15 protein-coding genes are annotated in these 14,929 nt (G+C 56.2%); 11 read left to right on the top strand and 4 right to left on the bottom strand.

What is annotated here, in order from left to right:
* Positions 1–423 precede the first annotated feature (423 nt).
* Entirely contained in the window at positions 424–726 is a 303-nt protein-coding gene (locus V7730_RS04585) for a DUF6477 family protein (protein ID WP_335746411.1), read from the top strand.
* On the opposite strand, the gene V7730_RS04580 is transcribed toward V7730_RS04585, so the two are convergent.
* A complete protein-coding gene (locus tag V7730_RS04580; RefSeq protein ID WP_335746410.1) occupies positions 727–2,265 on the bottom strand; it encodes a trimethylamine methyltransferase family protein in 1,539 nt (512 codons plus the stop codon).
* A gap of 209 nt (positions 2,266–2,474) precedes the next feature.
* Between V7730_RS04580 and guaA the strand changes: the two genes are divergently transcribed.
* From guaA to V7730_RS04535, 9 genes are all read left to right on the top strand, one after another.
* The gene (gene guaA / locus V7730_RS04575; RefSeq protein WP_335746409.1) at positions 2,475–4,037 is read left to right on the top strand and encodes a glutamine-hydrolyzing GMP synthase; all 1,563 of its coding nucleotides are present in this window, start codon (positions 2,475–2,477) and stop codon (positions 4,035–4,037) included.
* The gene (locus V7730_RS04570; protein ID WP_335746408.1) at positions 4,034–4,315 is read left to right on the top strand and encodes a putative quinol monooxygenase; all 282 of its coding nucleotides are present in this window, start codon (positions 4,034–4,036) and stop codon (positions 4,313–4,315) included. Before guaA ends, V7730_RS04570 begins: the two co-directional genes overlap by 4 nt.
* Complete coding sequence (locus V7730_RS04565; protein ID WP_335746407.1) at positions 4,316–5,179, top strand: DMT family transporter; 864 nt, start codon at positions 4,316–4,318, stop codon at positions 5,177–5,179. It begins immediately after the preceding gene.
* 55 nt (positions 5,180–5,234) lie between these two features.
* Positions 5,235–6,143, top strand: coding sequence for a DMT family transporter (locus V7730_RS04560; protein ID WP_335746406.1), 909 nt, complete (start codon positions 5,235–5,237; stop codon positions 6,141–6,143).
* A gap of 30 nt (positions 6,144–6,173) precedes the next feature.
* Complete coding sequence (locus V7730_RS04555) at positions 6,174–7,022, top strand: ATPase (RefSeq protein WP_335746405.1); 849 nt, start codon at positions 6,174–6,176, stop codon at positions 7,020–7,022.
* Between the two features lie 79 nt (positions 7,023–7,101).
* Entirely contained in the window at positions 7,102–8,019 is a 918-nt protein-coding gene (locus V7730_RS04550; RefSeq protein ID WP_335746404.1) for a homoserine O-succinyltransferase, read from the top strand.
* 1 nt (position 8,020) lies between these two features.
* Complete coding sequence (locus V7730_RS04545; RefSeq protein WP_335746403.1) at positions 8,021–8,980, top strand: alpha/beta fold hydrolase; 960 nt, start codon at positions 8,021–8,023, stop codon at positions 8,978–8,980.
* A gap of 48 nt (positions 8,981–9,028) precedes the next feature.
* Entirely contained in the window at positions 9,029–9,898 is an 870-nt protein-coding gene (gene ppk2, locus V7730_RS04540; protein ID WP_335746402.1) for a polyphosphate kinase 2, read from the top strand.
* The gene (locus V7730_RS04535) at positions 9,891–10,508 is read left to right on the top strand and encodes a TetR/AcrR family transcriptional regulator (protein ID WP_335746401.1); all 618 of its coding nucleotides are present in this window, start codon (positions 9,891–9,893) and stop codon (positions 10,506–10,508) included. Before ppk2 ends, V7730_RS04535 begins: the two co-directional genes overlap by 8 nt.
* A 6-nt stretch (positions 10,509–10,514) precedes the next feature.
* On the opposite strand, the gene V7730_RS04530 is transcribed toward V7730_RS04535, so the two are convergent.
* Positions 10,515–11,510, bottom strand: coding sequence for an LLM class flavin-dependent oxidoreductase (locus V7730_RS04530; protein WP_335746400.1), 996 nt, complete (start codon positions 11,508–11,510; stop codon positions 10,515–10,517).
* 988 nt (positions 11,511–12,498) lie between these two features.
* Here V7730_RS04530 and V7730_RS04525 point away from each other — a divergent pair.
* A complete protein-coding gene (locus V7730_RS04525) occupies positions 12,499–13,332 on the top strand; it encodes a LysR family transcriptional regulator (protein WP_335746399.1) in 834 nt (277 codons plus the stop codon).
* A 574-nt stretch (positions 13,333–13,906) separates the two neighbouring features.
* Here V7730_RS04525 and rpsI read toward each other — a convergent pair.
* Positions 13,907–14,395, bottom strand: a complete 489-nt coding sequence (gene rpsI, locus V7730_RS04520; protein WP_335746398.1) for a 30S ribosomal protein S9 — start codon at positions 14,393–14,395, stop codon at positions 13,907–13,909.
* 2 nt (positions 14,396–14,397) lie between these two features.
* A complete protein-coding gene (rplM, locus tag V7730_RS04515) occupies positions 14,398–14,859 on the bottom strand; it encodes a 50S ribosomal protein L13 (protein ID WP_335746397.1) in 462 nt (153 codons plus the stop codon).
* Positions 14,860–14,929: the final 70 nt, after the last annotated feature.

Raw genomic sequence — 14,929 nt, 5'->3', positions numbered from 1 at the left:
CGCGCCTGATCTGGCGCAAGATCGTAGAGGCATGGCAACCCTGTTGTCGCGCCCGAGCACGTATAGGTACGCCCATCTCTATATGGTCGATATAGTTCTGCACAGAACGCGGCACTCAACCGGGTACAGTGACCTCTATGCGCTTTGCCTGATGTTCGATTTGTTCAACTTTCAATACCATTTGCCCCATGTCTGAGTGTCCCCTCTCAGCGTTATTAACAACAGGAAAAAACAACCTATGGATGAATTGGTTACCTATTAGTTAAAATAGCCTGTCTGAAACAGCATTGTTACAAATGATAAACAATCATAAAGCCAGCGAACACTGTTCAGACAAAGGCCGCAACGCTCGGATAGATAGAGGATACTGTCCCCAGCAGAGCCGGTATTCCCCGTGCTCCACCGCCTAAGGAGACTGAAATAATGAAAGATATCCACAACCTGCTCGCATCCCTGCACCGCCCTCGCCTGCTGATGCGTGCTGCCCGTATCGGGGCACAGCAATACCGCCGCGAAGGACACCTGCCACGGTTACTTGGCTACGGCATTCTGCCGCGCCACGGGGACGCGTTGATGAAGTTGGTGGGTATCGAAGCAGAGCTAGAGACGCAGCGTGTGGATCAGGACACTGCCTATAGCCCTACAAACCATGTGGATGTCTTGATCGCAATTGTTGGTGAGGCGCGGGAGCTGCGGGCCAGCCAAGCGGGCCCACAGCTGATTTGATCACATAAAGCTGTCAGGCTCTGCAGCTTTCTTTTCAGCTACAAAGGCGTCCAACGCCTCTGCAATTGCCGGATCAAGGGCGGGTTGCTGGTAGTTGTTCAGCATCTTTTCAACGCGCAGGCTCGCAAGCGCCTGCGTGTCGCGTCCGCCTTCATCTTCCCATGTTTCAAAGGGTTTGTAGTCAAGTAGGTCAGACTTCCAGAACGCTTTCTTGAAGTTCGCCTGCGTGTGTTCACAGCCCAGATAGTGGCCACCGGGGCCGACTTCGCGGATCGCATCCATGGCTTGGGCGTTCTCGTCGATTGCGATGCCCTGCGCCAAGTGGTGCAGCGTCCCCAATTGGTCCGCATCCATCACGAATTTCTCGAACGAGGACACAAGACCACCTTCCAGCCAACCACACGCGTGGAGCATGAAGTTCACGCCGGACAACAAGCCCATGTTAAGGCTGTTTGATGTCTCATAAGCGGCCTGCGCATCCGGCAATTTCGATCCGCAGAACGAACCGGCAGAGCGGTACGGCAGGTTCAGACGGCGTGCCAACTGACCCGCGCCATAAGTGATGTGCGCCGCCTCGGGCGTGCCGAATGTTGGCGCGCCTGAGTTCATGTCGATCGAAGTCACAAACGCGCCCATAATCACCGGTGCACCTGGCTTGATCAACTGGCTATAGGCCAGACCGGCCAGGCTCTCGGCCAGAACCTGCGTCAGCGTGCCTGCAACAGATACAGGCGCCATGGCACCACCCACAATAAACGGAGAGATAATGCAGGCCTGATTGTTCTGCGCATAAACCTCAAGCGCGCCCATCATCACATCGTCGAACGTCATGGGAGAGTTAATGTTGATCAGTGAGGTCATGACAGTGTTTTGCTGCACGAACTCCTTGCCGAACAGGACGCCACACATTTCGACCGAATCTTGCGCTCGGCTGGGTTCGGTGACTGAGCCCATGAACGGCTTGTCGCTCAGCGTCATGTGGGCGTGCAACATATCAAGGTGGCGCTTGTTCACGGGCACATCTGTAGGCTCACACACAGTGCCGCCAGAATGGTGCAGCCACTTGGACATATATCCCAGCTTCACGAATTTGCGGAAGTCTTCCATTGTCGCGTAACGGCGACCACCTGCAGCATCGCGCACGAACGGAGGGCCGTAGACCGGTGCCAACACAAGGCTCTTACCACCCACCACGACGTTGCGGTCGGGATTGCGGGCATGTTGCGTATAGGAAGACGGCGCAGTTTTGATCAGCTCACGTGCCAGACCGCGTGGAATACGGACGCGTTCGCCCTGTACGTCTGCACCAGCCTCGCGCCACCGCTCAAGTGCACGGGGATTGTCCGGAAAGTTCACGCCAATCTCTTCGAGAATCGTTTCCGCGTTGCGCTCGATGATCTCCAACGCTTCTTCGTTCAGGATTTCGAAGTTGGGGATGTTGCGCTCAATATACTTTGCTGTCTCAAATGAAACTGCCGAGCGTTCTGCGCGTCGCGCTGCTCCACCACCGCCACGCGTGCGCCGTGCTGCTTCTGCCATGTTTAGTCCCCATATCTGAATGTTGGCCTTCGAATACTCCCAATCCGCGACAAGTCCAAAGCGGATTGCGGCGGTGTGGGTAGAAAAGCGACATATGCACCCTCCTAAATGTCAATTATCCGGTCAGGCAGGAACTTCGGACGATCCGTGGCGCGCAAAGCGGATCAAATCAACTTGCCAGCATCGGCCTGCGCGCCTAATCAGGGCGCATGATAGAACATTCCCATGACCGCCTCCTTATCATAGACTTCGGCAGCCAGGTTACCCAGCTGATTGCCCGCCGCTTGCGCGAATTGAACGTCTATTGCGAAATTCACCCGTTCAATACGGTTGATGATGCGTTCCTTGCGTCCTTTGCGCCAAAGGCCATTATCCTGTCTGGCGGCCCGGCCTCGGTGATTGATGAAAACTCACCGCGTCCGCCTTCGACCGTGTTTGAAATGGACGTGCCGATCCTTGGTATTTGTTATGGCCAACAGGTCATGATGGAGATGCTGGGCGGCAAGGTTGAAACAGGCCACGGCACCAAAGAATTCGGGCGCGCCTATGTGACACCGTCAGAGGCCAAGACCGACCTGCTGGAAGGCTGGTTCCTCACTGATCGTGAGCAAGTCTGGATGAGCCATGGCGACCACGTCAGCCGCATTGCACCAGGGTTCGAAGTGTTCGGCACCTCCCCCAATGCGCCCTTCGCCATTACCGCTGACACAAGCCGTAAATTTTATGCGGTGCAGTTCCACCCCGAAGTGCACCACACGCCCAACGGACTGAAATTCTACGATAATTTCATACGCATCGCCGGGTTCACTGGCGACTGGACCATGGGCGCCTACCGCGAAGAAGCTATCGCTAAACTGCGTGAGCAGATCGGCGACAGCCATGTGATCTGCGGGCTGTCAGGCGGCGTCGATTCGTCCGTTGCAGCCGCCTTGATCCACGAAGCCGTCGGTGACCAGCTGACATGCGTCTTTGTCGACCACGGCCTGCTGCGCAAAAACGAAGCCGAAGAAGTCGTGACCATGTTCCGCGACAACATGAACCTCAAAGTCATCTATGCCGATGAGCGTGAGCTGTTCTTGGGAGAGCTTGACGGTCAGTCCGACCCCGAGACAAAGCGCAAGATCATCGGCCGCCTGTTTATCGACGTTTTTCAGAAATACGCCAACGAAATCGATGGCGCCAAGTTTTTGGCACAGGGCACCCTCTACCCCGATGTGATCGAATCAGTCTCATTTTCGGGCGGGCCTTCTGTCACGATCAAAAGCCACCACAACGTTGGCGGCTTGCCCGAAAAGATGGGTCTTAAACTGGTCGAACCGCTGCGCGAGCTGTTCAAGGACGAAGTGCGCGTGTTGGGCCGCGAATTGGGCCTGCCGGTCAGCTTCATCGGTCGCCACCCCTTTCCCGGTCCGGGCCTTGCGATCCGCTGCCCCGGAGAGATCACCCGCGAAAAGCTGGATATCCTGCGCGAAGCCGATGCGGTTTATATCGACCAAATCCGCAAGCACGGCCTTTATGATGACATCTGGCAGGCATTCTGCGCAATTTTGCCGGTTCGCACCGTCGGTGTGATGGGCGACGGGCGCACGTATGACTTTGCCTGCGCGCTGCGTGCGGTGACTTCTGTTGACGGTATGACAGCCGATTACTATCCGTTCAGCCATGAATTCCTTGGCGAAACCGCTACTCGGATCATCAACGAAGTGCCCGGCATCAACCGCGTGACTTACGACATCACGTCAAAGCCTCCCGGCACAATTGAATGGGAATGAGTGGCGAAGTCACTCTGACCGGAACGCTCACCTGCATCTCCGAAGACGAGGCGGTGCGGGTGCGTGCGTCCTTGCCCGATCATATTGCCCTCACCCGCGCCGAACAGGGCTGTATTTCGTTCGATGTCTCGCCTACCGATAACCCGATAGTTTGGACCGTGTCAGAGCGTTTCGAAGACGCCGCTTCCTTTGAAGCGCATCAAACCCGCACCGCTTCGTCTGATTGGGCGACCCAGACCAAAGGCATCGCCCGCGCTTACAAGATCGACGGAATGTAGATGAACACCGTTCTCAAAGCGGCCCTTTGGATGACGGGCGCTATTGCGTCGTTCTCTTTTATGGCCGTGGCCGGCCGCGAGCTTGCCGGCGAGTATGACACCTTCGAAATCATGCTTTACCGGAGCCTTGTTGGCACGATTATCGTTCTGGCCGTTACGGCATGCGGCAACCGCTGGCACGAGATCCGGTTTGACCAATACAAACAGCACTTCTTGCGCAACTTGTTCCATTTCACCGGTCAGAACCTCTGGTTCTACGCAGTCGCTATTGTTCCACTGGCACAGGTCTTTGCACTGGAATTCACATCACCGCTTTGGGTGGTGATCCTTGCACCACTCATCCTTGGCGAAAAGCTGACACGTGTCCGTGCCATTTCAGCCGTGTTTGGATTTATTGGCATCCTGATCATCACGCGGCCCAATCCCGACACTTTCCAGTTTGCCTTGCTGTATGCCGCCGCGGCTGCTGTATTCTTTGCGTTGACTATTCTACTTACGAAACGCCTCACTCGGACCAATTCGATCACCTCGATCCTGTTTTTCCTCACAACATTGCAGTTAGTCTTCGGCCTGATTACCGCTGGGTATGACGGCAATATCGCTTTGCCCACAGATCAAAGCCTGCCCTACCTGTTTTTGGTCGGTTGCGCGGGCCTGTTGGCGCACTTCTGCCTCACCACAGCTCTATCCATCGCGCCAGCCGCGGTTGTAGTGCCGATTGATTTTGCACGCTTGCCAGTGATCGCGATCGTGGCGATGTTCCTCTATGCAGAGCCGCTGGAGCTTTGGGTGTTTGTGGGTGCTGCTGTGATCTTTGCCGCCAACTATCTCAACATCTGGCATGAGACTCGCAAACCCGCCTGAGCCATTGCGCAGGTTCCGGATCGAAACGCGGCACCTTACACGCTAGATAATGATCATGAATGAACGCACAATATCCGCACAGAGCTGGGGTCTTTTGACCCTTCTTGCCCTAATCTGGGGCGCGTCCTTCCTATCGATCCGGATTGCACTGGACGAGGTGTCGCCGCTGACAACTGTCGCACACCGCGTGGGATGGGCCACGCTTGTTTTGTGGGCTTATGTGTTGGTCCGAAAGCTGCCGCTGCCACGTGGCCGCCGGATCTGGATCGGTTTCTTGGGCATGGGCCTGTTGAACAACGTGATTCCCTTTAGCCTGATGGCTAGGGGGCAGCTCTATATTCCGACCGGCCTCACTTCGATCTTCAACGCTGCAACCGCGGTCTTCGGCGTGCTGGTCGCGGCTATCTTTCTTAGCGACGAGCGGCTCTCGCGCCGCAAAGCCGTGGGTGTGGCTGTCGGGTTTGCAGGCGTGATTACAGCCATCGGCCTGCAAAATCTGCGCGAGTTTGACACTACCTCGCTGGCACAACTGGCCGTGCTGGCAGGGACGCTGTCATATGCTCTTGCCGGTGTCTGGGCACGCAAACGCCTCGTGGGGCTGGTGCCGCAGGTTGCGGTGGCTGGCATGCTCACGATGTCGGCGATGATCATGATCCCGCTTGCATGGATCGTTGACGGGCCCATCCGTCTGGACCTGCAACCGCGCACAATCTTCGCCATCGCCTATTACGCGATCGGAGCGACGGCCTTTGCCTATCTGCTTTATTATAAATTGCTGGATCTCGCGGGCAGCGGCAACCTGATGCTGGTCACGCTAATGATTGCCCCCGTTGCGATTGTCTTGGGCGCAGTGTTTCTGGGTGAATCGTTGACGCCAAACGCCTACAAAGGCTTTGCGCTGCTAGCCCTTGGTCTGGTGATCATCGACGGTCGCCTGATTGACCGGCTGCACCGCGCGCGCTAGGGAAAGGGCAACCCCAGCCCGGAGGCCCACATGCTCTACCCCGATGCAAAAAGCTGGCACAGTGCCACGCGCAAATCTGTCCTGTTTTTCGGGATGTCCGGCCTTGGCAAGACCCACGTCTCCAAGATGCTGGTCCAGCAAGGCGGCTGGTTCCATTATTCCGTTGACTACCGGATAGGCACGTCCGGCATGTACCGCCATATCAAAGATAATTTGATCACCCACGCCATGCGCGAACCGTTTCTGGCTGAAATGCTGCGCGCGGATGCGATCTATATTGAGCCGAACGTGCATGACCATGACCTAAGCGCGGTCTCCGCCTATCTGGGCAAGCCGGGCAACCCGGAAAAGTGCGGCCTGCCGATGGCCGAATACACCAAACGCCAAAGCCAATTCCGCGAGGCCGAGATTGCGGCCCTTATAGACACCGAAGCGTTCATGACACGGGCACAGACGCTGTATGGCTATCCGAATTTCATCTGTGACACCGGTGGATCAATCTGTGAGTGGGTGGATCCAGAGAATGACGCCGACCCGCTATTGGAAAAACTCTCTGAAACCTGCCTGCTCATCTGGATCAAAGGCGATGAGGCCCACTCCCAAGAGCTGATCCGCCGCTTTGACCGCGCGCCCAAACCGATGGCCTATCACCCCGATTTTCTTGCGCGCACTTGGGATGAATATCTGAATGATAACAACATCAAGGAAGATGACGTTGATCCAGATGCCTTCATTCGCTGGACCTACGCACAGGCACTAGCCCACCGCCAGCCGCGCTACGCTGCAATGGCGCGTCACGGCATCACCGTCACGGCCGAGGAAATGCACGCGGTCGCCACGTCGGATGACTTTGACGCGCTGATCGCCTCCAGGCTTTAGACACGATCCCGTGCGGCCCCTTGAGACTATGGACCTACGGCTCTATCTGTAACTCCCGCCTGATAAAAAGAACTGACCCATGCCCATCAAAATCCCTGCTGCCCTGCCCGCCTATGATGTTCTGACCCGCGAGGGCGTGCGCGTCATGGACGAAGATCAAGCTGCGCGTCAGGACATCCGCCCGCTGCGCATTGCGTTGCTCAACCTGATGCCCAAGAAGATTCAGACAGAGAACCAGTTTGCCCGATTGATCGGCGCGACGCCGCTGCAGATTGAGCTGTCGTTGCTGCGCATGACCGACCACCAGACCCGCAACACCGCCGCCGAGCATATGGAGAGCTTTTATCGCCCCATCTCGGACGCGTGGGACGAGAAATTCGACGGCCTCATCATTACCGGCGCCCCGATTGAACATCTGGAATTTCAGGACGTCAATTACTACGCCGAGCTTGAGCGCGTGATGGACTGGACCCAGACCAACGTGCAATCCACCTTTGGTGTGTGCTGGGGCGCGATGGCGATGATCAACCACTTCCACGGTGTCAAAAAGCATATCCTCGACGCCAAAGCTTTTGGCTGTTTCCGTCATAAGAATTTGGCACCCGCGTCCCCCTATCTGAATGGTTTTTCAGATGACTGTGTGATCCCCGTGTCGCGGTGGACCGAAATCCGCCAAAACGAAGTGGACAGCCATCCTGGGCTCAAGACCCTCTTGGGCAGTGACGAAGTGGGCCCCGCATTGGTGGAAGACCCCGAACACCGAGCTATCTACATCTTTAATCACTTTGAGTATGACCGCGACACGCTCAAGCAGGAATACGACCGCGATATTGAGGCCGGCACGTCGATCAATGTGCCGGTCAACTACTACACCAACGATGACCCGATCTTGCCTCCCGTCAACCGCTGGCGCAGCCACGCGCATTTGCTCTACGGGAACTGGATTCAGGAAATCTATCAATCAACGCCTTATGATATTGAAAAAATCGGCCTTTAGAATGTTGTTTTTCGCCACAGTCGCCATGACGCTAGTTGTGGCAGTGCAATGGCGTGCCAGCGCCCGCGAGGCGGCAGCCAACAAAAACTACCCTCCCCAAGGTCGTGTGATCGACGTTGACGGCACGCCTGTTCACGTCCTGATCGAAGGCAGCGGCCCCGACCTTATCCTGATCCATGGCGCCAGCGGCAATGTCCGCGACTGGACCTTTGATTTCGCCGAAAGGGTGTCGGATCGTTACCGCGTGATTATGCTTGATCGTCCGGGTCTTGGTTGGACGGGGCGCCTGCCGGGCAAAGGCGGGGCTTGGAATACGGCCAATGAAACCCCGATGGAACAGGCCGCTCTGCTGCAAAAGGCGGCTGACATCGTCGGAGTAGACCGCCCAATTATCGTCGGCCATTCCTTTGGCGGAGCAGTCGCGATGGCTTGGGCGCTGAACCGTCCGAAAGAAACCGCCGCCGTTGTCATGCTTGGCGCTGTGTCAAACCCTTGGCCGGGAGATCTGGGCTGGACCTATACCATCGTTGGTACTGCATTGGGTGGCGGGCTGTTGGTGCCCTTCATTTCCGCGTTTCTACCGCAAAGTTATGTAGACAGCAGCGTCGAAAGCATTTTCACGCCCCAACTCGCGCCACTCGACTATGCTCATCACGTGGGTGCCGGACTGGTTCTGCGACGTGAAAGCCTGCGCGCCAATGCCCAGCAGGTCAATCATCTGCGTCCGCATATCGTAAAAATGTCCCAACGCTACAATAGCTTGCCTATGCCGTTAGAGATCGTCCACGGCGACGCCGATACCATCGTGCCACTGTCGGTGCACTCGGAACCGCTCTCCAGACAGGTGCCGGGGGCAAGGCTCACTGTGTTGCCCGGCGTGGGCCATATGCCACATCACGCCGACCCCGACGCGGTCGAGGCCGCAATTGACCGCGCAGCCGCTCGCGCGGGTTTGCGTTAATCCCTTTAACATCGCATATTGCCAGAAACTAAACGCAGGAGGCCCGCCATGCAGCTGCCCTTTGACGGTGCGATCAGCGCCTATTTTGAGAACGATGCACCCGCAGAGATCCGCAAAGCCGTAACGTCGGCGGAAAAAAATGATATCCTGACGGAAAGTTATCCGCACGCCAGCCGCATGGGCCGCAAATCCTATGAGCGGCAGATGGATGCGTTGCAGATCGAGCTGGTGAAGCTGCAAGCATGGGCGCGCGAAAGCGGCACCCGCATCGCGATCTTGTTTGAAGGCCGCGACGCCGCAGGTAAAGGAGGCACCATCGGGCGCTTCCGCATGAACCTCAATCCGCGCGGCGCGCATGTCGTGGCTTTACCAAAGCCAACAGAAGAAGAGCGCAGCCAGTGGTATTTCCAGCGCTACATCAAACACCTCCCCTCCGCCGGTGAGTTCGCGTTCTTTGACCGTTCTTGGTATAACCGCGGTGTCGTCGAACCCGTCTTCGGGTTTTGTACACCTGACCAGAACACGCAGTTTTTCCAGCAGGTCCAACCGTTTGAGCAAATGCTGGTCGAGGATGGCGTTCACTTGTTCAAGTTCTGGCTTAACGTTGGCCGTGCCGAGCAATTGCGCCGCATGCTCGCGCGTGAGAGTGATCCGCTCAAGCAGTGGAAGCTTTCGGGCATTGATGTCAAAGGCTTGGGCTTGTGGAACGAATACACAGCGGCCATTCAGGACACGCTGGCGCGCAGCCACACCGTCCATGCGCCGTGGACCGTTGTTCGCTCTGACGATAAACGCCGCGCGCGTGTGAACGCAATCCGCACCGTGCTGCACCAGTTTGATTATACCCACAAAAACACCGATGCGATTGGCCGGATCGACAGCTCCGTTTGCAGCGGGCCAGAGATCTGGGATGTCTAAACGCGGCTACCATCATGGCAATTTGCGGCAAGCGCTGGTCGATGCGGCTTTGGCGCTGATCGAACTGCGCGGCCCCACAGGTTTTACCCTGTCCGAAGCGGCCAAGCAGGCCGGTGTGACACCTGCTGCTGTCTATCGCCATTTTGATGGCCGTGAGGACCTGATCGCCGAAGCTGCGCGACAAGGTTACGAGATATTCGGCGACTTGATGCAATACGCCTATGAAAGCGGTCAGCCATCGGCACTGCAAGCGTTTGAGGCAACAGGACGCGCTTACCTGGCCTTTGCCCGGAAATACCCCGGCCACTACATCGCGATGTTTGAAAGCGGCGTGCAAATCAACCGCTCGGCTGCGTTGGCTGCGGTGGCAAACCGCGCCAGTGGCGTGCTGGAACAGGCCGCTACCGACCTAAGCCAGCACATCCCAGAGGACAAACGCCCGCCGGCCTCAATGTTTTCAGCGCATATATGGGCGCTCAGCCACGGCGTGGTAGAGCTTTTTGCCCGAAATTCACCCGGCCGCGCGTCCCCGTTTCCACCAGAGGATTTGCTGGAAACGGGTATCGGGATTTATCTGCGCGGTTTGGGTCTCATTTCACCGGATGAATGACGCCACTTAGGCGGCAATGCTAAGGTCTGTCAGCGCCTCGGATGCGATCGTGAAAGAGCGTTTGCGCGCCTCGTGATCATGTATTTGCCCCGTCAGAATCAGCTCATCCGGCTGATACTTTGCCACAAGCTCGGCCAACTGCGTCCTCACAGTCGCGGGGGAGCCTACCGCACTGATGCGCAGCGCCTGATCCACGCCCCGCCGCAGCGCTGTGCCTATGGCCGCGTCAATATCGTCAACGGGTTTGGGCAGCTTGCCCGGCATGCCGCTACGTAGACGCGCAAAGGCTTGCTGCACCGAGGTCCGCAAATAGGCCGCCTCGGCATCCGTGTCAGCCGCTATGACATTTACGGCAAGCATGAATTTCGGCGCGTCCAGACTGTCTGACGGTTTGAAATCACGGCGATAGATGTAAGCTGCCTCCTCCAGTGCGTCAGGTGCAAAGTGAGAGGCAAAAGCGTACGACAGCCCGAAATGCGCTGCCAGTTGCGCCCCATAAAGTGATGAACCAAGTATCCACAGCGGGACATGCGTTCCCTGCCCCGGATGCGCCTGCACCGGTGCGCGCGGGTCGGCGTCACCAAGGTATCCCATCAGTTCAGCCACTTCAGCGGGAAAGTCATCCTGTCCGGTGCGTCCGCGGCGCAGCGCGTGCCAAACAGCCTGATCACCGCCCGGCGCACGGCCAAGCCCCAGATCAATACGGTCACCGTAAAGCGTAGCCAGCGTCCCGAACTGTTCGGCAATCGTCAGCGGCGCGTGGTTGGGCAGCATCACGCCGCCTGCGCCGACGCGAATGGCCTTTGTCTTGCCCGCCACATGGCCCAGCAAAACAGCTGTCGCCGCAGAGGCGATACCCGGCATGTTATGATGCTCCGCCATCCAATAACGGTGATAGCCTAAGGCTTCGGCGTGCTGAGCAAGATCAGCAGTGTTTTGCATCGCTTCTGCAGCGCTATGCCCTTCAGGCACAGGGCAGAGATCAAGGATAGAGTATTTCATGGGTGTTCCTCTTTACTTACCCCCAACATAGGCACACAAAACGCCGCCTGAAAGGGGCGTCTACAGGAATGACGCGACGCGACTTCATCGCCGTCAGGCTTTGCATTCTACATTGCCGAACCTGACTTGGCAGGCTTTCTGCGTGCAGACAGATATTTGCGCATCGCGGCGACGCTTATTGCGGTCAACGGTCCGGATCGCTGGGACCGAATAATATTCGGTCCGCATCACCTGATCACAGATAATCAAGTGGCCCTCCCCCTTACAGATCGTCCTGCCGGTGGGCACACGTCTGGATTCAGTGACGGAATAGAGCTCTTGTTCATAGCGTGGCTGGATTTTTGTGATCCACTCGGAAGCGCAGATGTTCCGCTCTGCCCGGTATTCTGGCGTACCACAACTGGTCAAAAGCACACCAATGGCCAAAAGGGAAATTCGTCGCATCACGGTAATATCCTGTGTTCTAAGCATCAATTAACCATCCCCAAAATCCCGTCATTTACCCAACTTAACTCGAAGGCGTTCAGTTCAATCAAACGCTCTGCTTTGGCGCGACGGGTGCCACCGCTTGATACTATGCGCCGAACTTGGACGTTTGGAAATGACGCTGGCGTCGAAAATACCTTTCATGGGCAAGTCAAAATCCTGCCTACGGAATATGTACGCCGCGCAAAAGCGGTTCAAAATTTGATCCGCTCTGCGCGATTGACCCTATCCTTATGGATAGCGCAGGCATCCAAATGTCCAAAAACCAACCCGTTCTATCAAAGACCTAGCCACTGTAGTCGTCAAAAAAAATACAAACTGTGGTCTTATTTGACAGGCAAGCGAACATCGCTCGCTAGCAGAGCGATAGCCATGGAGCGGCCTTCACTCTCTAGATTAAAACATCACGTTCTGCGTGCTTGTAGCGCCAGGTTTCACAGTTCAGCGGTTAGCGGTTATCACAATACGGTTCATTTCGAGCCACCTGATGGAGGCCACCCCTATGTTGAATTGGAATGATTTGAAATACTGCCTCGCGTTGGACCGCCACGGGTTCATGGTTGACGCCGGCAAAAGCCTGAAGGTGAACGTTGCGACTGTCTCACGGCGGATTGAACGGATCACAAAAGACGTCGGACAGACGCTTTTCGTCCGCAACGGACAGTATTGGGAGGCCACCGTTATGGGCGCCGAATTGGTAACCCTCGCCAGAGAGGTGGACGCGCGCCTTCCCCTGATCACGTTTGATCACACAGAAGAATTGGCAAGCGATGCAGTGATCAAGCTGTCTGTGTCATTGACCATCATGCAGACATTTATGAAGAATATCGCATCCTACCGAGGCGGTAAACACACTCCGCTGAATGTCGATCTCACGATCTATGACCGCAGCCTCGCCTATTCTGAAACAGATGTGGCAGTGCGCTATACCCGCCCGCAGCACGGAAACTATGTCTGCGCAAAGGCTTCCAGCCTTAATGTTTGTCCTTACATCTCATCCCATTCCGAAAGTTGGCCAACCGATTGGCTAGAAATTGACTATGACGGTGTTTCCATTCAGCCGAAGGATTACGGGTTTGACATGCCCTGTATCCCGAAATTGCGCATCGAAGGCCTGAACCTTGCTGCTCAATCTATCGGGCACGGAAATTACATGGGCTTCTTCCCCACCGAATTTGGAGACCGGAACCCCGATCTACGCAGGGCAACCAATGGGGAACCCTGCCAGAGACTCGATATTTGGATGGTCTATCACAAGACCCGCCAGTTGGATCCTGTTGTGCGCGCCGGCGTAGAGATGATCCAGCAATGCTTCACTTCAACCACCCCAACATAAGGGAGGTAACCAACAAAAATGCAAAAGCCGCTTTGCATCCCTGTTTATCGATAGACTAGGAGAAAAGGCGCAAAGATACCAACAACGCAGAATTAACTCGCGAACTATTGAGGCAGATAAATAACACTAACTGACTACATCGCATGGATTTTGCGGTCCCAATCTGGATGCAACCCTTCGACAGTTTGGGAGGACATAACCACGGGACTTCGTTCTTCCCCACGATCCTTCGAACGACCGACGTTGCCCTTCTCGACGTCCTGGTGTGTGTTCTATTTGTATCCGCGGGTCTTGCCATCCCTCTAGGCAAACGCGCGCGGCTTATGGCAGCTTTCCTGCTGCCGCTTACCCTGTTTGAAGGCAGCATGTGCATAAGAGACGGTATGTGCATGCCCATCGGCCACAGCCTTTTGGTGTTTAACCAACGGGCTCGCCACGCGCGTCGTCAGAGGCGGAGGCATCTACGCTATGCGAACCGAAGGATGGAAAAACATCCCTCTCTGACACTCTAACTACCCACCAACTAAAAAGGCCGCCTCTGAGAGACGGCCTTTCTTTTTGTCTGGTAAAAAGCTTAACGCTTGGAGAACTGGAAGCTCTTACGCGCTTTGGCTTTACCGAATTTCTTACGCTCAACCACACGGCTGTCACGGGTCAGGAAGCCTGCCGCTTTCAGCGCTGCGCGCATGGACGGATCGTACAACTGGAGTGCTTTGGACACGCCGTGCTTAACCGCACCGGCCTGACCGGACAAACCGCCGCCCTTCACTGTGGCGTAGACGTCAAACTGACCGTCTGTGCCCGTGATGCTGAAAGGCTGCTGCAGGATCATCTGAAGAACAGGGCGCGCAAAGTATTCGTTCTGCGGCTTTCCGTTTACGACAACCTTACCGGAACCGGGCTTGATCCAGACGCGGGCGACCGCATCTTTACGCTTGCCGGTTGCATAGGCGCGGCCGAATTCGTCACGAACGGGCTCACGTGGTATCAGTTCTACTTCTGGAGTGGCTTCGATGCCGGCTACAGATGCGAGATCTTCGAGTGTGTTGATTTCGTCAGCCATGCTCATGCGCTCCGTGTGTTTTTCTTGTTCATGGATGCAACATCCAGAACTGTAGGCTCTTGGGCCTCATGAGGATGCTCACCACCGGCGTATACGCGCAGGTTGGTCATGATCTGACGGCTCAGGCGGTTGCCTGGAAGCATGCGCTTAACCGCTTGGGTCACGATACGCTCAGGGTGCTTACCCTCAAGAATTTCGGCTTTTGTGCGCTCTTTAATCCCGCCCGGGTGGCCGGTGTGCCAGTAGAAGTTTTCTTCGCGCTTCTTGCCGGTCATTTGGATCTTCTCGGCATTGATTACGATGACGTTATCGCCGCAATCCATGTGAGGCGTGAAGGATGGCTTGTGTTTGCCGCGCAAACGCGTGGCAATGATCGACGCAAGACGGCCCAGCACGATGCCTTCGGCATCAATGATGATCCATTTCTTGTCGATGTCTGCCGGTGTTGCAGAAAAGGTTTTCATATACGGTATTCCCGTTTGTGTGGTGACAGGGGCAAAAGCCCGATGTGATGGGCGGGTTATAACCATGCCG

Source organism: Sulfitobacter sp. (assembly GCF_036961165.1).
In the GTDB taxonomy this organism is placed as follows: Bacteria; Pseudomonadota; Alphaproteobacteria; order Rhodobacterales; family Rhodobacteraceae; genus Sulfitobacter.
Note: the sequence above shows the minus strand (reverse complement) of the source record. Positions and strands in the feature narration are given on the sequence as shown.